We start from the raw sequence: 21,764 nt of genomic DNA, 5'->3' as shown, positions 1-21,764 counted from the left end.
TCCCGCAGGCTACGGAACCCGGTGCGTCCACTCCCGCGAAGCGAACTTCGACTGCGCCAGCTCGCGCGCACGCGCCAGCTCGTCCTCGGTGAGCTCACCCGGCGTGCCGCCGTAATGCTCCACGAACGTCTGCTTGAAATGGTCGATGATCGCCGAACGCTCGAGTCCCGTCTGCGAGCGGAGCGGACTCACACGCTTGTTCGCGGACTGTGTGCCCTTGTCGCTCAGCTTCTCCCGACCGATGCGCAGCACCTCCGTCATGCGGTCGCCGTCGATGTCGTAGCTGAGCGTCGCGTGGTGCAGCACCGCACCCGAGCCGAGCCGCTTCTGCGCCGCCCCGCCGATCTTCCCCGACGGGCTCGCGATGTCGTTGAGCGGCTCGTACCTCGCGTTGATGCCCAGGCCGTGCAGCGCATCCAGCACCCACGAGTCGAGGAACGCGTACGACTCCGCGAACGACATGCCATGCACCAGATCGCTCGGCACGTACAGCGAGTACGTCACCACCGAACCGGCCTCCATGAACATGGCCCCGCCGCCCGTGATGCGCCGCACCAGCTGCACCCCGTACTTGTCGAGGTTCTTCTGGTCGACCTCGTTCTTCACCGACTGGAACGAGCCGAGCACGACCGCCGTCTCATCCCACTCCCACAGCCGCAGCGTCGCCGGCCGACGACCGGCGCCGACCTCCTCCGTCAGCACCTGGTCGAGCGCGACGTGCTCGCGGGGCGACAGGGGGCCCGGATGCAGGATCTGCCAGTCGTACGCGCGCCAGTCCCTGGCGCCGAGGACGGCACGGCGCACGACCACGCCGACCGCCTCCGGCGTGACGCCGAGCAGTGTCGCGTCCTCCCGCAGGCCGTCCCGAACCGCCGCCGAGATGTCCTCCGCCGACGAATCGGCGGCGAGCCCCCGCAGTGCGCTGTTGATGTCGTCGAGCGCCTCATCGGGCTCGAGGAAGAAATCGCCGGCGAGGTGCGGATCGACGATGCGACCGCCCTCCACCTCGAGGTCGACTGTGACGAGCTTCCCGCCAGGAACCTTGTACTCACCGTGCATGAGAGCACTCTACGGCGCTCCGCTCGCACCTGCCCTCCGCCCGCCTCCTCCCGCCACCGCCACCGTCGTCGCCACCGCCACCGCCACCGCCGAATAGGTCGGTTTCACCCCATCGCAGCCCCGAAAACGGGGCGAAAACGCCCCATCCGCTCCCACCCGGCCGCCGCCTGCCTCCGCGCGCCATCGCCACCGCCATCGCCATCGCCGAATAGGTCGGTTTAACCCCTTCGCAGCCCTGAAAACGGGGCGAAAACGCCCCAGCCGCGCACACCCCAACCACCGCCTGCCCCCCTCCCGCCTCCGCCACACCGAATAGGTCAGTCTCACCCCATCGAAGCCCCGAAAACGGGGCGAAAACGCCCCATCCGCGCTCACCCGGCCGCCGCATGCCTCCTCCCGCCACCGCCATCGCGCCATCTCCGCACCACCACCAAATAGGTCGGTTTAGCCCCTCCGCGGCCCGGAAGACGGGGCGAAAACGCCCCATTTGGCGGTGGGGCGGGCGGGCGGATGCGCAGGCTCGCGGGCAGGCGAGCGGGAGCAGGCAGGCGGGCGCGCGCGAGCAGGCAGGCAGGCGGAGGTGCCGGTGCGCGGGCAGGTCGGCACGCAGGCGGGCGGGCGGATGCGCAGGCTCGCGGGCAGGCGAGCGCGGGCAGGCCGCGCGGGGTCAGGCGGGGAGCGGGATGCGGGTGTCCAGCCACGCGACGATGTCGGCGATGACCTCGTCGCGGTTCAGCTCGTTGAGGAGCTCGTGGCGCGCCTCCGGGTAGATCCTCAGCGTCACATCGCTCAGCTTCGACCGCTTCCGGTACAGCCTTGCGAGCGCGCGTGGCCCCCGCTCACCGTATCCGATCGAATCCTCCGACCCGGCCATGATCAGCACCGGGACGTCATCGAGCTTGCCCGAGGCGGCCCGAGGCGGAATGTGCGCCAGCTGCAGCGCACCCCGCGCCGACCACACGGGCATCTTCGCGATGTCGAAGCACAGCTCGTCGTACGCGAACGCGCGGCGAGCATCCGGGTTGCGGCTCAACCAGAGCAGGCCGGTCTCGTCCGGCTCGAAGCGCTTGTTCAGATTCCCGGCGTTGATGAAGCCCGGCACCGCGAGTGTCGTCCCGGTCAGGATGCACGCGGAGAAGAACGCCGAGTCGTGGGCGAGCAGCTGCTGCGCGAGCAGCGAACCCCACGAATGCCCCTGCAGGATGAGCGGCAGCTTCGGGTACCGGTCGCGCACCCACGCGGAGATGTCCTCGAGCGCCTCGAGCGCGGCCCGGTTCTCGGTCGTGGGAAGCACCGACAGCCCGTGCGCGCCGAGGCCCGTCTGCCCATGGCCGAGATGATCGTGCGCGACGACCGCGTAGCCGGCCGCGACCAGATCGCGCGCGTACGCGTCGTAGCGCATCGCGTGCTCGCCCGAGCCGTGCGACAGGTGGATGACGCCTCGCGGCGACTCGCACGCCCACTCGTAGACGTGCACGTCGATGCCATGACCGACCGGCACGACGAACGAGGCCGGCGCGCCGGACGGGTCGGGCTTCGGGGAGGCTGGGCCGCGCGCATCCGCCCGCCCCTGCGAGCCGCCGTGCGACCCACCGGCGGAACCGCCCTGCGAACCCGTGCCCGACCCCGTCATGGCTACGCCTCTCGAGTGATGTCGACCTTCACGAACAGCTGCGAGGAGAACGGGCCCGCGTACACGCCGCGCAGCGGAGGCACGTCGTTGTAGTCGCGGCCACGGCCCACGAGCACGTGGCGCTCGCCGATCGGGATGTCGTTGGTGGGGTCCCAGCCGCGCCACTCGCCGTCCCAGTACTCGATCCACGCGTGGGACTCGCCGCTGACCGTCTCGCCGATCTCGGCGTTCGGCCGCGGGTGCAGGTAGCCGGACACATAGATGGCCGGGATTCCCGCCGCACGGAGCGCACCGAGTGCGATGTGCGAGATGTCCTGGCACACGCCGCGCTTGTGCTCCCACGCCTCGGCCGCCGTCGTGCGGACACCCGTCACGCCGCCCTCGTAGGCGACCGCCTCGTACACGAGGTGGAGGATCTCCATCGCGGTGGACGCGGGTCCGGCGTTGGCGCCCTTCACCTCAGCGGCGAGCGCCTTCACGTCGTCGGGCGGCATCGTGAGGCGCGTCTGCGCGGTCTGCTCCACGAGCTCGACGCTGCGCAGCCGCTCGCGGGCGAGCTCATCCCAGCTGAGCGACAGCTGACCCGCCTCGGGCCGCTGGCGCACCTCGACGAGGCTCGACGCGGTCAGCGACAGCTCCGAGTGCGGGTTGAGCACCTCGAACGCCGTCACCTTCGTGCCCCAGTAGTCGGAGTAGTTGTGCGTCGACGAATGCGGCGTGACATCGAGGTGCCCGAACAGCACGAACTGGCCGTTGTTGGCCATCGGCAGCATGCGGGCCTCGTTGTACGAGGTCGTGACGTCGCCCTCGTACCGGAAACCGGTGGAGTGGCGGATGCGGATGCGGCTCATGAGTTGTCTCCCACCCAGCTCGGTGCCGTGATCGACGGGAAGTAGCGCTGACGGATCGCCTCGGAAGCCCGGGAGACCGCGTCCTGCACACCATCCATGTAGCGGGGCAGGTCGGCCAGCGTGTCGTGGATGGGGCGGTACTCGAGGTCAGAGGAGATCTGCCCGAGGAGCCGCTGGGCCTGGTCGGTGACGCCGACGCGGCCACCGCGCTCGTGGCGCGGCTGGATGTCGTAGAGGCTCGAGAGGGCCGTCGACACCGAGTACTGGATCGACCGCGGGAACAGGCGGTCGAGCAGCAGGAACTCCGCGGCGTTGGCCGCCGACGGCATGCCGTGGTACGTGCGCAGGTACGACTCGTACGCACCGCACGAGCGGAGGATCGTCGTCCACGACGCCCCGGAGGCCTCGGTGAGCGAACGCGTCGCGAGCAGCCGCGCCGTCATGTCGGCACGCTCCAGGGAACGCCCCAGCATCATGAACTGGTATGCGTCGTCACGGCTCGCCGCCGAGTTCACGACACCGACCGCGAGCGCCGAACGCTCGCGAACCCACGCGAACAGGTCGTGCACCTTCTCCTGCCGCACGCTGAACGGCATGCGCGAGTAGGTGGCGTTGAGGCACTCCCACAGCTCCGTCGACACGATCTCGCGAGCACGGCGAGCGTTCTCGCGGGCCGCGTTCACCGAGTAGGCGATGGATGCGGGCTGCGAGCGGTCGACCGCGAGGAGGTTCAGGACGTCCGAGCGGGTGAGCTCCGTGTCGGGGTGCACATCCGCCGCCCCCATGACGCTGAGGAGCGAGCGGCAGGCCGTCGCCTCATCGACCCACGGGTCTTCGAGGAGCAGCTGCAGGTGCACGTCCAGGATGCGGGCGGTGCCGTCGGCACGCTCCACATAGCGGCCGATCCAAAAGAGCGACTCGGCGATACGGCTCAGCATGCGTCCGTTCCCTTCGGGTTCTTGCCGGCGGATGCGGCTGCCGGCGACGCTTCAGCGCGCGCCTGCTGCTGTTGCTGCACCTGCTCTGACTGTGAATGCGAGTGCGACTGGGCTTGCGGCTGACGGCCCTGCGTCTGCTGCTGCACCTGCTGCTGGTCGCCGCGCTTCGGGGCGTCCTGCGGCATGTGGTCCTGGCGGTGCGGGATGACGCGCAGCACGCCCGTCACGGGGTGCGGCGTCTCCGACACGTCGGCCTGGTCGTCGAGGAGCTCCTCGACGCCGTGCGGCTGCGGCTTGGAGAAGCTCCGCTCGGCGCCGACCACCCACGTGTCCTTCGACCCGCCGCCCTGGCTGGAGTTCACGACCAGCTGTCCCTCCGGGAGGGCGACGCGAGTGAGGCCACCCGGCAGCACCCACACGTCGTGGCCGTCGTTGATGGCGAACGGGCGCAGGTCCGCGTGGCGCGGCCGCATCCCGTCGTCGACGAGCGTCGGGATGGTCGAGAGCTGCACGACGGGCTGCGCGATCCAGCCGCGCGGGTCGGCGAGCAGCCGCACCCGCATCTCGTCGAGCTCCGTCTTCGAGGCGCTCGGCCCGATCATGAGGCCCTTGCCGCCCGAGCCGTCGACCGGCTTCACGACGAGTTCGTCGAGGCGGTCGAGCACCTCCTCGAGCGCGTCCGGCTCCTCGAGGCGCCACGTGTCGACGTTCGGCAGGATCGCCTCCTCCGACAGGTAGTAGCGGATGAGGTCGGGCATGTACGTGTACACGAGCTTGTCGTCCGCGACGCCGTTGCCGACCGCGTTCGCGATCGTGACGTTGCCGAGGCGCGCCGCCATCATGAGGCCGGGCGAGCCGAGCATCGAGTCGCGGCGGAACTGCAGCGGGTCGAGGTAGTCGTCGTCGACGCGGCGATAGATGACGTCGACTCGCTGCGGGCCGGCCGTGGTACGCATCCACACCCGACCGCCCGAGCAGAACAGGTCGCGGCCCTCGACGAGCTCGACGCCCATGAGGCGCGCGAGCAGCGTGTGCTCGAAGTACGCGGAGTTGTAGACGCCGGGGGTGAGGACCACGACCGTCGGGTCCTCGATGCCGTCTGGGGCGGAGGCCCGAAGCGCCCCGAGGAGGCGGTTCGGGTAGTCGCCGACCGGGCGGACGCGCATGCGCGAGAACAGCTCAGGGAGCGTCTGCGCCATGGCACGGCGGTTCGAGATGACGTAGGAGACGCCGGACGGGACGCGCACGTTGTCTTCGAGCACGCGCATCTCGCCGTGCTCGTCGCGGATCAGGTCGATGCCCGACACGTGGATGCGCACGCCGTTGGCCGTGCGGATGCCCTTCGCGACCCGGTGGTAGTGCACCGAGGAGGCGATGAGGCTCGCGGGGATGACGCCGTCCGCGATGGCCCGCTGGTCGCCGTACACGTCGTCGAGGAACGCCTCGAGAGCGCGGACGCGCTGCTTGATGCCGGCTTCCGTCTTCTGCCACTCGGCGCGCTCGATGACGCGCGGGACCACGTCGAGCGGGAACGGGCGCTCCTCGCCGGCGAAGTCGAACGTGACGCCCTGGGCGAGGTACGAGTCGGCGAGCGAGTCGGAGCGGTGCCGGATCTGCTCCTGCGTCATCCCCGAGAGGACGTCGTAGAGATCTCGGTACGTGCGCCGCGGATCGAGCTCGCCCTCTGGCGCCTCCCCCATGAACATCTCGTCGAATGGCGGCGACAGCGCCGCTTGGGATTGCCTGGTCAGAGCCTGGCTGTAGCCGTCGAAGAGGTCACCCATGCCCCGAGACTAGTGGACGCAATGTGACGCGCTTGTTTCGCGGAGGGCTCGCCTGGACGGCACGCCCGGGGTCCCGCAGAATTTCCCGTCAATCGAGCAGTTTCCTGGGGCGGCGCGCGTCCGACTTGCGTGATCGTTTCGTCCGAGCTCGCCTCCCGAGGCGGCGAAGCGGCCAATCATCACGGATGTTGGCCAGGGCAAGGCGGGCCGGGCCGGGCGCGGACGGGTGGCGTCCGCCTGCCGCACGCATCCTCCCGTCCGACGCGCCGTTTCAGGGTGGGTTCCACGCCTGCAGATGGCTTGCATCCCATCCCGAAGCGTGGAACTCATCTCGAAACCTGACCGCGTGGGCTGCAGAGCCGCAGACGTGCGTGGCCGGGCGGCGCGCCGCCCCGCTACTCGGCGAAGACCTTGCCAGGGTTCAGGAGCCCCTTCGGGTCGAAGAGGCCCTTGATGCCGCGCTGCAGCTCATACTGACGCTCGCCGAGCTCCGCACCGAGCCACTGCCGCTTGAGCACACCGACCCCGTGCTCGCCCGTGAGGGTTCCGCCGATCGAGATGGCGTAGGTGAACAGCTCGTCGGCCGCATCCCACACCGCCTGCGGGACGACAGGCTCCGCCCGGTCGTAGATGAACGTCGGATGCAGGTTCCCGTCGCCCGCATGCGCGACCGTGACGATCGTCGTCCCGGTGCGGGCGGCGACCTCGTCGATCTTCGCGAACATGTCTGGCAGCCGGTCTCTCGGCACGGAGACGTCCTCCACGAGCACCTGCCCGAGCGCCTCCTTCGCGGCGTACGCCTGCCGCCGAACATCCACGAGCGTGAGCGCCGACTGCGGGTCCGTCGTCATCTCCGCCGCCCCGCCGTTGGCGCGCAGCACCTCGACGATGCCCTCCGCCTCCGCCACCGCGTTCGCCCCATCCGTCTGGATGAGCAGGTACGAGTCGCCGTGAGACGCGAGGTCGACACCCGTGTACGCCGAGACAGCGCGAAGCACGCCCCCGTCCATGAGCTCCATGATGGCCGGCTGGATGCCAGACGCGGTCACCGCAGCGGACGCGCGGGCCGCGCTCCCCACGTCGGGGAAGTACGCGCCGATCGTCGGGACGACCCCATCGACCAGCGGACGCAGCTTGAGCGTGCACTCGACGATCACACCGAGCGTGCCCTCCGAACCGACCATGAGCGCGCACAGGTCGAGGCCCGTGACCCCCTTGACCGTGCGGTGGCCGACGTCGATGACCGAACCGTCGATGAGCACGACCTTGAGACCGAGCACCGCCTCGCGAGTCACCCCGTACTTCGCGCACAGCAGCCCGCCAGCGTTCGTCGCGATGTTGCCGCCGACCGACGAGATGTGCTTCGACGCCGGGTCCGGCGCCCACCAGAAGCCGTGCCCCTCGAGCTCCTCGTTGAGAGCGCCGTTGAGGATGCCCGGCTGCACGACGGCCAGCTGGTTCGCCGCCGAGATCTCAAGGACCCGGTTCATGCGCAGCGTCGACAGCACGATCTCGCCAGCGCCGCCCGCGCCCCCGCCAGCGAGGCCGGTTCCGGCCCCGCGCGTGACGATGGGCACCCCGAACTCGCTCGCGATGCGGCACACGGCCTGCACATCCGCGACGGACTCCGCCTCGACCAGCGCCACCGGCACGCCAGCGGCGACCACACCGGAACGATCGACGCGCAGCGGCTCGAGCGCCGCCGGGTCCGTCACCACCCGTCCCGGCAGCTCACGGTGCAGAGATTCGAGTGCGTGCAGGGTGTTTGGCGCTCCGGCGACATCGGCAGACATGCGCCCGATCGTAGGCGAAGCGGATGCGCCCTCGCGAGCCGCGCATCTCGCCGCCACGCGCAGCAGCTACCCCGCGCAGCGTCGACCCCGCTGACCAACATCAGTGCAGAAACAGCGCCCCACCCCCTCCAACTGGCCTCAAACGCCGAAATCGCACTCATGTTGGACAGCGGTGGCGCCGACAGCGTGCAGGACCAACAGCGATGCCCCGCGGAACGGAGCACCCACGCCCCGGAGTCCGCTGCGTCGCTGCGTCGCTGGGCAGCTGGGCAGCTGGGCAGCTGACAGCTGACCCCTGCATCGCTGCCCGCTGCGTCAGCGCGCCTACCCGCGGGACTTCGTGGGGCCCTGCGTGATGGGCGCGTCCGGATCGAACGTCTGCTCGTACGGGAAGAGCTGCTGCATGCGCGGGTCCGGATGCCCACCGCGGTGCGCCGTGATGGAGATCGCCTGCTCGCGGAGGAACGGGAGCGCCTCGATACGACCAGCCGGCGTGACCTCATCCGACCAGATCGAGATGTCCGGATCGCCTTCGAGGGCGTCGCAGAACTCACGCCGCTTGCCGCCGACGAGGCGCACGCGCAGCGTCTCGATGCCGCCGGCCCTCGCCCGGTCGGCGAACTCCGCGTCCGTCTCTCGCCGCACCGTCAGGTTCTGGGCCTGCAGTTCGGCGAGCACCGCGTCTGGCACCTCGATGCCGGACGTGATGAGCGGCTTCGAACGCACGATGCGAGCCGCGACGACGATGCGGATGAGGTCGGCGAGCGTCGCGTCCTCGGCGGCGCGGACCGTCGCCTGCACCGGGATGTACCGCATGAGGTTGCGCTCGAACCCCAGATTCGAGACGTCGGAGACCTCCCCGAACTCCTCGTTGAACGCGATCTGGTCGCTCAGCGAGGCTCGACGCAGCCGGTCGAAGGTCTCGTAGTCCATGAAGGGAGCCGCCGACTCGATGAGGGCCGTCGCCTGCTCGTCGATGCCCCTCAGGTGCAGCGTCTGCGACTGCTCGCCGTGGTTCGGACGCCACGTGCCGAGGGAGAGCAGCGAGTTGGGGCCGCCGAACTTCGTCGCCGTGCCGACCATGGAGCGCAGCCAGCCGCCGAACGGCTGACGCTGGGGAGTGTTGCCGAGGATGTCGCGGTTCACGTAGAGGTTGCCGGCCTCCACTCGCCGCAGCCACTCGGCGATCTCCGTCCGGTCGAGCGAGTGGATGCCCGCCGTCAGCCCGTACTGGGTCGAGTTCTGCAGGCGGATCGCCTCGTCGAGCGTGAGCGTGTGCATGACGCTCAGGACAGGACCGAAGAACTCGGTGACGTGCTGGTAGCTCCCTGGCTTCACGCCGGCGCGGATGCCGGGCGACCACAGGCGCCCGGTGTCGTCGAGCTGCCTCGGCTCGACGAGCCACGACTCTCCCTCGCCGAGGGAGCTGAGCGCGAAGCGCAGCTGCGAGTCCGGCGGGGACACGAGGGGGCCGACGACGGCGCCGGGGTCGCTCGGGTAGCCGATGCGCAGGGAGGCGACGGCGTCGGCGAGCTGCTCGTGGAAGCGCTTCGAGCGGGCCACGGAGCCGACGAGGATGACGGTGCCCGCATGCCCCGGGCGCTGTCCCGCGCTCAGGAACGCGCTGCGTGCGACGTCGAGCGCGGCCCGGTCGAGGTCGGCGCTCGGCGTGATGATCATCGAGTTCTTGCCGCTCGTCGCGGCGATGAGCGGCAGGTCGGGACGCCAGCGCAGGAACGAGCGGGCCGTCTCCCAGTTGCCGCTGAGCAGCACCCGCTGCACGCGGTCGTCGGTGATGAGCATCTGCCCGAGCTGCTCGTCGGAGAGGAGGCTCTCGTCGCAGATCGCGAGCTGCACGAGGTCGCGCGGGATGTCCGCGTCCCACAGCACCTCCGCGAAGACCGCCGCCGTGCGGCGCGTTCGAGGCGACGGCTTCAGCACGACCGCGCTGCCGGCGGCGAGCGCCTGCGCCGTGTGGCCTGCGCTGCCTGCGACTGCCGGGACCCAGGAGGGCGTGACGACGGTCACCGCGACGGGTTCGAAGTCGGCCCCCTGCATGCGGTCGAGCTGGCGTGCGAGGTGCGCGTAGTAGTTCGCGAGGTCGACGCAGCGGCTCACGTCGGCGTCGACGTCGGGCAGCGGGGTCCCCGTCTCGGAGACGGCCACCTCGATGAGTCGCGCCCGGTTCGCTTCGAGGGCCTTCGCCACCTTCTCGAGCACCGCTGCCCGCTCCCAGCCCGGCTTCTGTGCCCACGGCTCGGCCGCACGCTCTGCCCGCGAGAGCAGCGCATCCACGTCGCCCGGCTCGTGCAGCAGGTGCCGTTCGACCTCGTCGATGCCGAGTTCGCTGCGCGGCACGCGGCGCTGGATGGAGAGGAGCCACTCGCGGTTGCTGGCGAGCGAAGGGTCGGTGCCTGGCGCGTTCCTGAACGTGTTGCGCAGCAGCCTGCCGCGCTTCAGGCCGAGCACCACCTCGGTGAGGCGGGGGCTCGGCCCGGTGTCGGCAGGGTTCTCGGTGACCTCTTCCTCGTCGTCGATTACGGGCTTCGAGGCTGGCTTCAGCTTCTTCACTCGCGCGGGCCGTTCGGCCGCTGGCTCCTCGTCCTCGAAGAGGCCCTCGGGGAAGAGCTCGAGCTGGATGCTGGCCGTGACGGTCGCGGCGTCGTCCGCGAGCACGCGGTCCTGCTCGCGGTTGGGCCCGGAATCGATCTGCCGCATGCGCGCCGTCGCGCTGAGGAGGCGCTCGTCGTCGGGATGCACGGCGTCGGCCGGGAGGCCGGCAGTGGCGGCGGGTGCGCCCTCGGCTGGGTCGGCCCCGAGCTGCCTGGCCCGCACGTCCACCCGGTGCTGCAGATAGCTGGCCGCGTGGCGCTGCGTGCTGCCCGTGATGACGGGCGTTCGCTCGACGACCTCCACCTCTGCCGAGCGGATGCGACCGAGCGTCGCCTCGTCGCTCGATCGCGGCAAGACGACGCGCACCGGCCTCGGCAGGCCTCGCGCCTTCGCGATGGCCGCGGCGAGCGCGACGTCGCGGAGTGCATCCGCCTCGACCTCGACCCTGAACGCCGCGGCGTGGTCGATGGCGAGAGCCTCGTCGAGGAGGCGCGCGAAGTTGGCGTCGACGTCGGCCTCGGACGCGTAGGTCGCGAGGCGCCAGCCGTTGATCACGGCGTCGGCGCGTTCGAGCTCGTGGTTCGCGTCTCTGGTGATGGCGACCGTGATGTCGGAGCCGAGGTCCTCGCGTCGCATGTGCGCCCACCCGCCGATGCGGCGCAGCAGGCCGGTCGTCTCGGGGAACTGCGCCGGCAGGGAGATGCCGACGTGCAGGCCGCGCAGCTCCTCCTGCTCGAAGGCGCGCATGAACGCCTGCACGGTCAGCTCGAGGTCGGCCGAGGACTGCGTGCGCAGCATGATCAGCGGCGGGGTCGGGGCAGTGAGCGCCGCGCGTCCGAGCGCGGCGAGCTTGAAGACGACCCGTTCGAGGGTGCCGTCGAAGTCCCAGAGGGCCGGCTGCGCCTCGATGTCCGCGACGCGCAGCTCGAGCTCGCGAACCTGACCAGCGGCGAGCAGCTGCGTGTAGGTCTCGAGGCTCGCGTTCGAGCCGCGCTCGCCGAGCACAGCGTCACCGAGGAGGCGGATGCGCGGCACCGCTCCCCTGGAGGCTGCGCGCTCGGTGGCGGCGGAGATCTCGGCGGGCACGTTGCGGACGGTGTCGTCGCCGAAGAACGCCGACGTGGCGCGGCGCATGAGCGGGACTGCGAGCCACGGCACGCCGGGACCCGCGAAGGCGCCGAGCTGGAACGCGCGCTTCGTGCCAGGCGAGAGGCTCGCGGGGAGCTTCGGCGCGAGGTCGCCGAGGCCGTTGCCGGCTGCGATGGCGTCGTCGGGTCGGATGACGTCGTCGATGAGGGAGCGCAGGAAGTCTGCTCCGTCTGGTCCGCTGAGCACGCGATCCAGCTCGGAGGTCGTGTCGGCGCGGCGTCTCGCCCTGGCGCTCGAGGCGGCCTCGACTGCGGCCGCGCGCTGCGCGTCGGAGGCGGCGAGCTGCTCGCGCCAGCCGCGCAGCGTCGCGAGGGCCGCGGGCAGGGCCTCCGAGACGGGCACGTCGCGGAGCTGCGTCACGACGGGCATCGCCGCGGTGGGCGGGGCGGCGTCGACCGGAGCCTTGCGCGCTGGGGCGGCTGGTTCTGCCGAGGTGGGCGGGGTCCCCGGCGCTGCGGGGCCCGCTGTTCGCGATGCGGCTCGGGACGCGTCGCTCGCGTCGCGGTCGCCCGTCGCCGTGCGCCCCTCGGCTCGCAGGGCTGCGACGATCGAGTCGTCGACGGCGACGGTGCGCTCTGCGACGGGACCAGCGGCGTCGGGACCAGCGGTGCCGGCGACACCCACGCCATCGGCACCGTCGCTCGCGGCGTCCCGGTCGCTCGAGGCCGTCCGGCCCTCTGCGCGCAGTGCACGCACGATCGAGTCGTCCACCGTCACGGTCTCGTCCGGCGAGAGCTGCCCGGCGGGCGAACCGGCCCCCGGGAGCGCCGACTCGCTCGAGGCGGACACGGACGACTCGGGGTCTGCATCCGCTCCGCCGTCGCGCTTCGCGAGCACCTGCTTCACGAAATCGGCGCGCTGCACCCGCCTGGCGTCGACCTCCTCGAGTCCGCGAGCGCGGCGGTCGCCATCGCCGCGGTCGTTCGTACCGGTGCCACGGTCGTTCGCACCGGTATTCGGGGAAGTCGCGCCGTCGTGCCGTGATTCTTCACTGGGGTCCGACGGGATGCGCATGCGAACGAGCGTAACCAGCGCACCTTCGGGCCAACCCGAGCCGCGCCGCGACACGCCGCAGTGCGCCGGGCCGCGCCCATACGATCAGAGCGTTGCCGACCGAAGCGACGGTCGACGCCGCGTTGCTCAGCGTTCGTCTGCCCGTGACGGTCTCCTCAGTCAGCGTCTCCGTCGCGGAGGCTTCGTGGAAGGAAGCACCATGCCAGTGCAGAAGCAGTCCAAGGTCGCCATCGTCGGAGCCGGCAGCGTCGGCACCTCGCTCGCGTACGCCTGCCTCATCCGCGGTGTCGCGCGTGAGATCACGCTCTACGACATCGACACGAAGAAGGTCGAGGCGGAGGTGCTCGACCTCGCCCACGGCACCCAGTTCACGGGCTCGAGCGTCATGACCGGCTCGAGCGACATCACGACCGTGGCCGGCGCCGACGTCGTCATCATCACTGCCGGTGCCAAGCAGAAGCCGGGGCAGACGAGGCTCGACCTCGTCGGCGTGAACGTCGGCATCCTCGAGTCGCTCATGCCGCGACTCGTGGAGCTCGCCCCCGACGCCGTGTTCGTGCTCGTCACGAACCCCTGCGACGTGCTCACGGTCGTCGCCCAGCGCATCTCCGGCCTGCCGCCGGGGCGCGTCATCTCCTCCGGAACCGTGCTCGACACCTCCCGCCTCCGCTGGATCATCGCGAAGCTCGCCGGTGGCCTCGCCCCCACGAGCGTGCACGCCACCATCGTCGGCGAGCACGGCGACAGCGAGTTCGCCCTGTGGTCGCAGGCAACGATCGGGCCCGTGCCGATCCTCGACTGGGAGCGCGACGGCGAGCGCCCCTTCACCGAGGAGACACTCGAGAGCATCACGAACGACGTGCGCACCGCCGCCTACAAGGTCATCGAGGGCAAGGGCGCCACGAACTACGCGATCGGCCTGTCCGGGGCGCGCATCGCCGAGGCGATCGTCAACGACGAGCACGCCATCATGCCCGTCTCCACGCTCCTGCAGGGGCAGTGGGGCATCGACGACGTCGCCATCTCCACCCCCGTCATCGTCAGCGCTCGAGGCGTTGAGCGCATCCTCGACACCCCCATGTCGCCGAGCGAGCTCGAGAAGTTCCTCGCCTCGGCTGAGGAGATCCGCTCGACGGTGCGCTCCGTCAGCTAGGTGCGCGCCGTCAGCTAGGCCGGACGCGGGCACGAGCACCCACCCATCCACTCTTCCGGAGTGGACCGCGATACCCGCGCGCGCTGAGGCTTAGATACACGGATGCGCTCCATCGTCCGCCTGCCCCGCCGCGCCACGCAGCTCACCGTCGGCCTCTTCCTCTACGGCTTCGCGATCGCCATGATCGTGCGCGGCGAGCTGGGCGTCTCGCCCTGGGACGTGCTGACGCTCGGCGTCCAGGTGCAGTCCGGGCTGCCGTTCGGGCTCATCACGGTGCTCATCAGCGTCGTCGTGCTGTGCCTGTGGATCCCGCTCCGGCAGCGGCCCGGCTTCGGGACCCTCGCGAACGCGCTGCTCGTCGGCCCCTTCGCCGACCTGGGGCTGTGGATCATCCCACCCGGCCTCGACCTGTGGTGGCGCATCCTGCTGCTCGCCGGCGGCATCCTGACCCTGGGCCTCGCGACGGGCCTCTACATCGGCGCCCTCTTCGGGCCGGGGCCGCGCGACGGCCTCATGACGGGCCTGCACCGGGTGACCGGATGGCGCATCTGGATCGTGCGCACGAGCATCGAGGTCGTCGTGCTCGCCATCGGGTGGATGCTCGGCGGAGACGTGGGCATCGGCACCGTCGCGTTCGCGCTGCTCATCGGACCCATCTGCGGCGTCACGATCCGCTGGTTCACGGTCGACGTGGGAGACGCGGCCAAGTCGGAGACTCCACTGGAGCGTGACGTGCGCGGCAGCGTCGCGCCGAGCGACCCCGAGATGCTGCCGGGCGACTCGCCCGCGAGCTGACGCGCACCGCCATCCCGGACGGGCCCAGTCCCACCCCGCCGCGTCACTTATGAACACAAGGTGAACGGGACACGCGCAGGGCCCTACCCTTGCTCGGTACCGACCTCGAGGCGCCCGCCGCGCTCCTCCCCCACGTGCTGAGTCCTCAGCGAGCACGTGACGCCCGGGGCCCCCTTCACCAGGAGAAACGTGATCCATGACGTCCCCAAGCGCTGACGGCAAGATTCCCGAAGGCGCAGCAGCGCCTCACACCGAGGCCGTCTTCACCGAGAAGGGCCGCGATCTCAGCGAACGCGGCCACCAGCGCGGCAACGGCCGCCCCGTCGAGCAGGGCGAGGCCCTCGCGAACACGCTCAAACCGCGCCACCTGTCGATGATCGCGCTCGGCGGCGTCATCGGCGCTGGCCTGCTGGTCGCCTCCAGCACCGCGATCCTCGCCGCCGGACCCGCCGTGATCCTCGCCTACGCCCTCGCCGGCGTCGTCGTCGTCCTCGTCATGCGGATGCTCGGCGAGATGGCATCGATCTCCCCCGAGACGGGCTCCTTCTCCGCCTACGCGACGCGATTCATCGGCCCGTGGGCCGGCCTCTCCATCGGCTGGCTCTACTGGTGGTTCTGGGTGGTCGTCGTCGGCATCGAGGCGACCGCGGCCGCCGTCATCATCAGCGGCTGGCTGCCTGAGGTCCCCCAGTGGATCCCCGCGCTCATCATCACGCTCGTGTTCCTCATCGCGAACCTCATCAGCGTGAAGTCGTTCGGCGAGTTCGAGTTCTGGTTCGCGTCGATCAAGATCGTCTCGATCATCATCTTCATCATCGTCGGCGCGCTCCTCATCGCGCACGTCATCCCCAACAACACAGCCACGTTCGGCAACCTCGCACCAGCAGACGGCGGATTCGCGCCGTTCGGCGTCGCGGGCATCCTGGCTGCCCTCCTCCCCGTCATCTTCTCGATGTTCGGCGCCGAGGTCGCGACGATCGCCGCCGGCGAATCCGAGCAGCCGGCGCAGGCCGTCCGCAAGGCCGTCAACTCGGTCGTCTGGCGCATCCTGCTCTTCTACATCGGGTCGATCCTCGTGGTGCTCATCGTGCTGCCCTGGGACCAGATCACGGCAGGCGTGAGCCCCTTCGTGACCATGCTGAACGCGGCGGGCATCGGCTGGGCGGCCCTCGCGATGGACATCATCGTGCTCTCCGCGCTGCTCTCCACCCTCAACGCCTCCCTCTACACGGCATCCCGCATGGCGTTCTCCCTCTCCCGCCGCGGGGAAGCCCCAAAGGCGTTCCGGAAGGTCTCGAAGCGCGGCACCCCGTACGTCGCGATCCTCGCCTCCGCCGTCGTCGGCCTCCTCTCGGTCGTCCTCAACTACACGACCCCCGAGTACGTCTTCTCGTTCCTCGTGAACTCGACGGGCGCCGTCGCGATCTTCGTGTGGATCGTCATCGCCGTCTCCCAGCTCCGCTCGCGCCGGATCCTCGCGGAAGACGCCGTCGCGGCCGGCGAGGACCCGAACGAAGCGGCGAAGGGAAGCATCCGCATGTGGGGCTTCCCGTGGCTCACCTGGGTGGTCATCATCGCCCTGTCGGCGCTGCTCATCTACATGTTCTTCGCGGGAGAGACGCGCCTCATCGAGGTGACCACGAGCTTCGTCATCGCCGGCATCTCGATCGTCGCGGGCGTCTACGTGCAGCGCAAGCAGAAGCGCGAGCGCGCGGCGGCGGCCGTGGCTTCGCGTTCCTCGGGCTCGGGCTCGGCGGGTTCTGCGGAGTAGCTCGTCCCCCGCAGCGATCTCTCTCCAAGGTGCGCTCTCTCGGGGTCGAGCGATGCACCCGGGGCCGGGTTCCTGCGGCGCCCGGGTTCCTGCGGCGGTAGCCCTCTCGGGGTCGGTTGTCTCGGGCGCCGACTCTCTCGGGATGGGTTCCACGCATGCGGATGGGTTGCAAGCCATCCGCAGGCGTGAAAGCCATCCCGAAGGCGGGGAGATCGACAGAGAGATCGACAGACGTCCCGACTCGGGAGAGTAAAAGCTCGAATCGGGATGCGACCCACGCGTCCGGATCCCTCACGCCGCGGGCTCCCTCGAAGGCCGGCTCTCTCGGGGCCAGCTCTCTCGGGATGGGTTCCACGCATGCGGATGGGTTGCAAACCATCCGCAGGCGTGAAAGCCATCCCGAAAGTGGGGAGATCGGCAGAGAGATCGGCAGACGTCCCGACTCGGGTGAGTGAAAAGCTCGAATCGGGATGCGCCCCGCGCGTCCGGATGCCTCACGCCGCGAGCTCTCTCGAGGGCCGGCTCTCGCGGGGCCAGCTCTCTCGGGATGGGTTCCACGCATGCGGATGGGTTGCAAGCCATCCGCAGGCGTGAAAGCCATCTCGAGACGGCGGGCAGGGAGACGGGCGCGGCGGCGCGCGGCGGCGCGCGGCGGCGCGCGGCGGCGCGCGGCGGCGCGCGGCGGCGCGAGGTAGCAGCGGCAGCGCAGCAGCGGCAGCGGCAGCGGCAGCGGCGGGCGGCCTACGCGTCCGCGGCGGGCGGCAGGTCGTCGTCGGCCGCGAGGAAGCTGCCCGTGACGCGGACCGTCGCGGCGGCGACCGTCATGGCGCGCTGCAGGATGCGCCGCGCATCCGCCACATCTTTCGGGATGCCGCCCTGCGCGATCGACGCGACAGCGGTCGCGAACACCGCGTCGCCCGCGCCCATGGTGTCGACGATGTCACCGGGCAGGTCGACGATCGGCTCGGCGACGTCGATGCCGGCCCGGTTCACCCAGCGGCCGCCGCGCGTGCCCTCGGTCGCGAGGACGTGGGTCGCGCCGAGGTCGAGCATGTCGCTGGTCGCCTCGTCGAGGGGCGCGTCGAAGAGCAGGTCGGCGTCGTTGTCGGACAGGTGCGCGAAGAGAGCACTCGACACGTGCCGTTCGAAGTTGTCGAGGAACGCGCCCGCGTCCTCCACGAGCCCGAGCCGCGGGTTGGGGTCGAGAAGCAGCCGCTCCTGCGGTCGGATGACCGCCTCGAGCAGGCGCCGGTGCTGCTTCTTGTCGTCGAACGCGAAGCCGGAGATCGCGACAAACGGCGCGGCCCGGATGAGAGCGACCTGCTCGTCGTCGAAGCGGATGCGCCGCGCCCTCGCGGCGTCGTCGAACGTGTACAGGGGCTCCCCGTCGGCGGACTCGCCGACGGCTCGCCCGGTTCCGGCGAGCGAGACGGACGGCGCGAACTGGATGCCACACCTGTGGAGGTGGTCGCGGATGCGCAGCCCGTCCGGGTCATCGCCGATGCTGGCGATGAGCGCGATGGGCACGCCGAGGCGGGCGAGCGCCATCGCCACGTTGAGCGCGGAGCCGCTCACGTAGCTGCGGCTCGTGAGCCCGCCGCGCGCCTCGGTCTCCCGCAGCTCGGTCACGATGGCATCGCCGACGACGACGACTGGCGCGTCCGAGGTCGGCCGGGTCTTCGCTGTGGGTTTGCTGCTCATGCCCCCGATTGTGCCTTGCATGGATGGACCCTGACTGTCTGCGCGAAGTGCACGCCTATCCTCGTTGCATGTCCACTCCAGCAACCAGTCGAGAAGCAGCGCACGTGCTGCTCGACGCCGTCTCCGTCACGGAGGTCTCTCCGGACGCGGCGGCGCTCGCCTACGAGCGCCTCGTCGAGGTCGGCGCGTTCGTCGTGAAGGTCGAGCAGGGGCAGGGACTCGACGCCGACACGGACCCGGATGCGGAGCAGCCCGCCGACGGCGGCCCCAACCAGGTGAAGGTCAACATCGAGCTCTCGAACCTGCTCCACGCGAACTACATGACCCTCGACTGGCTCATCGAGGAGCTCGCCCATGCGCGCAACGCGACGCGCGACGACATCATCATCGCGCTGCGCGAGCACCTCGACAGCGTCGCCGCGAAGTAGCCGCGCTTCCCGCGCTCCCCGCGTTCCCGGCGCATCCGCGAGCGAAAACGGGCGGGTCGGATAGGCCGGGCCGGGAACGGACGCGCAGCCCGCTCACGATGACGGCCGCTCTCCGCGCAGGAACATCCCCGTTCGAGGTCATGCTCGAATCCTACGAGCGGACTCCGACATCCCAAGCGCCTCGCGGGCCTATGCTTGCTCCGCCATGGCACAGTCCCGCGTCGCCCGCGTCGCCCCCATCATCGCCACCGCCGTGCTCGTCGTCGCGGCGGTCGTCGTCGCGGCCTTCGGAGTGCTCCCGGCCCCTGAGCTGCTGGAGCTGGGCGAGCGTGTGGTCCCCGTCCTCGCCTTTGTCGTCGGCATCACGATCGTCGCAGAGCTCGCGAGCGACGCCGGGGTCTTCTCTGTGCTCGCCGATCGGCTCGCGAAGCTCGGGCGAGGGCGCCTGTGGCTGCTGTGGACGCTCGTCCTGCTGCTCGCCACCGTCAGCACCGCCTTCCTCTCGCTCGACACGACCGCCGTGCTCGTGACGCCCGTCGTCGTGCTGCTCGCCGTGCACGTCGGCGTCTCGCCGATCCCGTTCGCGCTCGCGACGGTGTGGCTCGCGAATACCGCCTCCCTCTTCCTCCCGGTCTCGAACCTCACGAGCCTGCTCGCTGCCCGCTCCTTCGAGGGTGGGCCCTTGCAGTTCCTTGCGATCACGTGGGCCCCTGCACTCGTGGGCGTGCTCGCGAGCGCAGCCATCCTGTCGTTCGTCTTCCGGAGGGAACTCGACCGCTGCTACCGGATGCCGACCCCGACGAGCATCCACGACCGCCCGCTTCTGATCTTCGCCGCCGTGGTCACCGCCCTGCTCCTCCCGGCGCTCGTCACCGGCGTCGAGGTGGCGATCCCGGCTGGAGTCGCCGCGCTGCTGCTCATCGTCGCCTTCGCCGTCCGCCGCCGCGGGGCGCTGCGCTTCGGGCTCGTGCCGTGGCAGGCGCTGGGCATCGCGGGCTCGCTGTTCGTGCTGGTGGAGGCGGCCCACGCGCACGGCCTGAGCGAGCTGCTCGCCGCGGTCTCGGGAAGCGGCGACGACCCGCTGAGTCTCCTGCAGCTCTCCGCGATCGGTGCCGCGAGCGCCAACGGCATCAACAACCTGCCCGCCTATCTGGCACTCGAGCCGGTGGCCGACAGCCCGGCTCGCCTCGTGGCGCTGCTCATCGGGGTCAACCTCGGCCCGCTCGTCACCCCGTGGGCGTCGCTCGCGACGCTGCTCTGGCACGAGCGTCTCGTGGCGCTCGGCGTGACGATCTCGTGGCTCCGCTTCGTGGCCCTCGGGCTGGTCGGCGTCGCGATCATCGTCCCGCTCGCGACGCTGGCCCTCGCGGCCACGATCTGACGCCTACTTCTTCTTGCGCGCCAGGTCGTCGAACGCGGCTTGCAGGGCGATCGCGAAGCCGACGCCGATCGCGACGCCCATGAAGAGGAACGCGATCGTGAACCCGGCGCTCATCGAGAGGATGACGGAGATCACGGCGCCGATCGCAACACCGATCGCGATGCCGAGGGCCCACGGCACGAGGCGGGGACGGTAGCTGCTGACGGGGTCTTCGCCTTGCTTCGGTGCGGTCACGGTCGCCTCCGGTCCTCGTCGAGAGCTGTGCGCCAAGTCTGGCGGGTCGATCGCCCTGCCCACGAGCGGTGGCGGCGAACCGTCAGGTTCCCCTCGGCCGTTGCACAGGCGCGCGTGACGGCCAGCGCCCGAGCAGGAGGATGGCGGCGCTCAGCAGCACCGTGCCGGTCGCGGCGAGGGGCAGGTCCATGAGGAACTGCAGCACGAGGAACGACGGCGTGAAGGCGCAGGCCACGGCCAGTGCGACCACCAACCCCGGCGGAGTGCGCCCCACCTCCCGCGGCATCTCCCACCGCCCCACGATGAACGACAGCCCGTAGACCGAGATGAGCACGACGAGGAAGTACGGGATGCGGCTCCACCACCACGCCGTGGAGCCAGGCTCGGGTGCCGCGCCCGGGATGAGGAGCGCGAGACCTGAGACGAGAAGGATCACGGGCAGGTGCCAGAGGTAGATCGTCATGAGCCGAGACCCGACGAGGAACACGACCGCGCGCGCTCCCGACGTCTCCATGAGCCTCGCCAGCGCCGGCCTCAGGAGACGCAGGATGCACGCCTGTGCGACGGCGAGCACCACGAGCGGGAGCGTCGCCGGGTTGAGGTTGAAGAGCATGTCCGGCGAGTAGGGGCCGAGCGTCGTGAGCGGTGCGAGCGACGCGTACGCCAGGACGGCGATGGCCAGGAGCGTGAGCGGGTGCCGCCGGTCGAGCCACCCGTCGGCGAACCAGAATCCCAGCTGCTGCACGAGCACCCACACGAAGAACAGGTTGAGGAGGCCCACCTCGGCAACGCCAGTCGCGAAGCGGGCCGCGTCGACCGCGATCACGCTGGCGAGCAGGACGCCCAGGGTGCTCCGCGGGGCGCGGGCGTGCCAGCCAGCCATCCACGGCACGACTGCCTGGCACAGCGTGTACGCGGCGAGGAACCACAGGGGTGTGCCGGCACCGGATGCGGCCAGGTCGACGAGCGCCGGGTCGAGTCCGGCGAGCGTGGCCGCACCGATGCCGACGAGGAAGAAGGCGTACAGGGGCAGCGCCGGCTGAGCCAGCCTGAGCACCCGCGAGCGCACGTAGTCCGCCGGCGTCGAGCCGCGACGCACGGCACTGCGCCAGGCCGTGATCGACGCGAAGCCTCCGACGACGAAGAACAGCGGCATGATCTGCCCGGCCCAGGTGGCGAGCGCGAACCAGGGCTGGGCTTCGAGCGGACGGGACGCGACCAGCTGCCCGCTCGCATCCGCACCGAGGCCGACCATGAGGAGGTGGATGAGGACCACGAGCAGCACGCAGAACACGCGCGCGAGGTCGAGCGTCAGGTCGCGCTTGGCGAGGTCGACGGCGACCACCTGCTGTCTCGGCTCGGCCACGTCGCCGCCCCTTCCCTGACTCCCATCGGGGCGCCTGCCCCTGCACCGCTGCATCCAGAACCTACCGCCAAACACGACGCTCGCGGTCGGGCTGTGGATGA

At 70.6% G+C, this 21,764-nt stretch carries 15 protein-coding genes; 5 read left to right on the top strand and 10 right to left on the bottom strand.

Translation table 11 applies throughout. The features are described from left to right. Nucleotides 1-9 precede the first annotated feature (9 nt). From ITJ61_RS13975 to ITJ61_RS13945, 7 genes are all read right to left on the bottom strand, one after another. Nucleotides 10-1,059, bottom strand: coding sequence for a lipoyl protein ligase domain-containing protein (locus ITJ61_RS13975; protein WP_104244241.1), 1,050 nt, complete (start codon nt 1,057-1,059; stop codon nt 10-12). Between the two features lie 667 nt (nt 1,060-1,726). Next, nucleotides 1,727-2,692, bottom strand: coding sequence for an alpha/beta fold hydrolase (locus ITJ61_RS13970; protein ID WP_104244239.1), 966 nt, complete (start codon nt 2,690-2,692; stop codon nt 1,727-1,729). Between the two features lie 2 nt (nt 2,693-2,694). Continuing rightward, nucleotides 2,695-3,543, bottom strand: a complete 849-nt coding sequence (locus ITJ61_RS13965) for a transglutaminase family protein (RefSeq protein WP_104244237.1) — start codon at nt 3,541-3,543, stop codon at nt 2,695-2,697. Beyond that, nucleotides 3,540-4,481, bottom strand: coding sequence for an alpha-E domain-containing protein (locus ITJ61_RS13960; protein ID WP_104244235.1), 942 nt, complete (start codon nt 4,479-4,481; stop codon nt 3,540-3,542). The genes ITJ61_RS13965 and ITJ61_RS13960 overlap by 4 nt, the downstream gene beginning before the upstream one ends. After that, nucleotides 4,475-6,265, bottom strand: a complete 1,791-nt coding sequence (locus ITJ61_RS13955; RefSeq protein WP_104244233.1) for a circularly permuted type 2 ATP-grasp protein — start codon at nt 6,263-6,265, stop codon at nt 4,475-4,477. Before ITJ61_RS13955 ends, ITJ61_RS13960 begins: the two co-directional genes overlap by 7 nt. A 395-nt stretch (nt 6,266-6,660) precedes the next feature. Beyond that, nucleotides 6,661-8,058 (bottom strand): FAD-binding oxidoreductase, encoded by a 1,398-nt coding sequence (locus ITJ61_RS13950; protein ID WP_104300520.1) that lies wholly within the window; start codon nt 8,056-8,058, stop codon nt 6,661-6,663. 324 nt (nt 8,059-8,382) lie between these two features. Beyond that, a complete protein-coding gene (locus ITJ61_RS13945; protein WP_194686470.1) occupies nt 8,383-12,834 on the bottom strand; it encodes a proline dehydrogenase family protein in 4,452 nt (1,483 codons plus the stop codon). Between the two features lie 199 nt (nt 12,835-13,033). On the opposite strand from ITJ61_RS13945, the gene ITJ61_RS13940 reads away from it, so the two are divergent. From ITJ61_RS13940 to ITJ61_RS13930, 3 genes are all read left to right on the top strand, one after another. After that, nucleotides 13,034-13,987 carry an L-lactate dehydrogenase gene (locus ITJ61_RS13940; RefSeq protein WP_104244226.1) on the top strand — a complete coding sequence of 318 codons (954 nt, stop codon included), beginning with the start codon at nt 13,034-13,036 and terminating at the stop codon, nt 13,985-13,987. Between the two features lie 102 nt (nt 13,988-14,089). Then, on the top strand, nt 14,090-14,782 hold the full coding sequence (locus ITJ61_RS13935; protein WP_104244224.1) for a YczE/YyaS/YitT family protein: 693 nt from the start codon (nt 14,090-14,092) through the stop codon (nt 14,780-14,782). Between the two features lie 196 nt (nt 14,783-14,978). Then, nucleotides 14,979-16,553: an amino acid permease gene (locus ITJ61_RS13930; RefSeq protein WP_194686469.1), complete on the top strand. Its 1,575-nt coding sequence runs from the start codon at nt 14,979-14,981 to the stop codon at nt 16,551-16,553. 741 nt (nt 16,554-17,294) lie between these two features. Here the strand turns inward: ITJ61_RS13930 and ITJ61_RS13925 are convergent. Beyond that, nucleotides 17,295-18,254, bottom strand: coding sequence for a carbohydrate kinase family protein (locus tag ITJ61_RS13925; RefSeq protein ID WP_181058088.1), 960 nt, complete (start codon nt 18,252-18,254; stop codon nt 17,295-17,297). Between the two features lie 68 nt (nt 18,255-18,322). On the opposite strand from ITJ61_RS13925, the gene ITJ61_RS13920 reads away from it, so the two are divergent. Both ITJ61_RS13920 and ITJ61_RS13915 read left to right on the top strand, forming a co-directional pair. Further along, entirely contained in the window at nt 18,323-18,682 is a 360-nt protein-coding gene (locus ITJ61_RS13920) for a hypothetical protein (RefSeq protein WP_194686468.1), read from the top strand. A gap of 205 nt (nt 18,683-18,887) precedes the next feature. Further along, the gene (locus ITJ61_RS13915) at nt 18,888-20,063 is read left to right on the top strand and encodes an SLC13 family permease (RefSeq protein WP_194686467.1); all 1,176 of its coding nucleotides are present in this window, start codon (nt 18,888-18,890) and stop codon (nt 20,061-20,063) included. A 3-nt stretch (nt 20,064-20,066) separates the two neighbouring features. Here the strand turns inward: ITJ61_RS13915 and ITJ61_RS13910 are convergent, their stop codons facing one another. Next, nucleotides 20,067-20,297 carry a hypothetical protein gene (locus ITJ61_RS13910; RefSeq protein WP_104300512.1) on the bottom strand — a complete coding sequence of 77 codons (231 nt, stop codon included), beginning with the start codon at nt 20,295-20,297 and terminating at the stop codon, nt 20,067-20,069. 82 nt (nt 20,298-20,379) lie between these two features. Further along, nucleotides 20,380-21,663 carry an acyltransferase gene (locus ITJ61_RS13905; RefSeq protein WP_323744368.1) on the bottom strand — a complete coding sequence of 428 codons (1,284 nt, stop codon included), beginning with the start codon at nt 21,661-21,663 and terminating at the stop codon, nt 20,380-20,382. Nucleotides 21,664-21,764: the final 101 nt, after the last annotated feature.

The organism is Pseudoclavibacter sp. VKM Ac-2888 (genome assembly GCF_015351285.1).
GTDB lineage: Bacteria > Actinomycetota > Actinomycetes > Actinomycetales > Microbacteriaceae > Pseudoclavibacter.
This window is presented reverse-complemented; position numbering and strand designations above follow the sequence as displayed.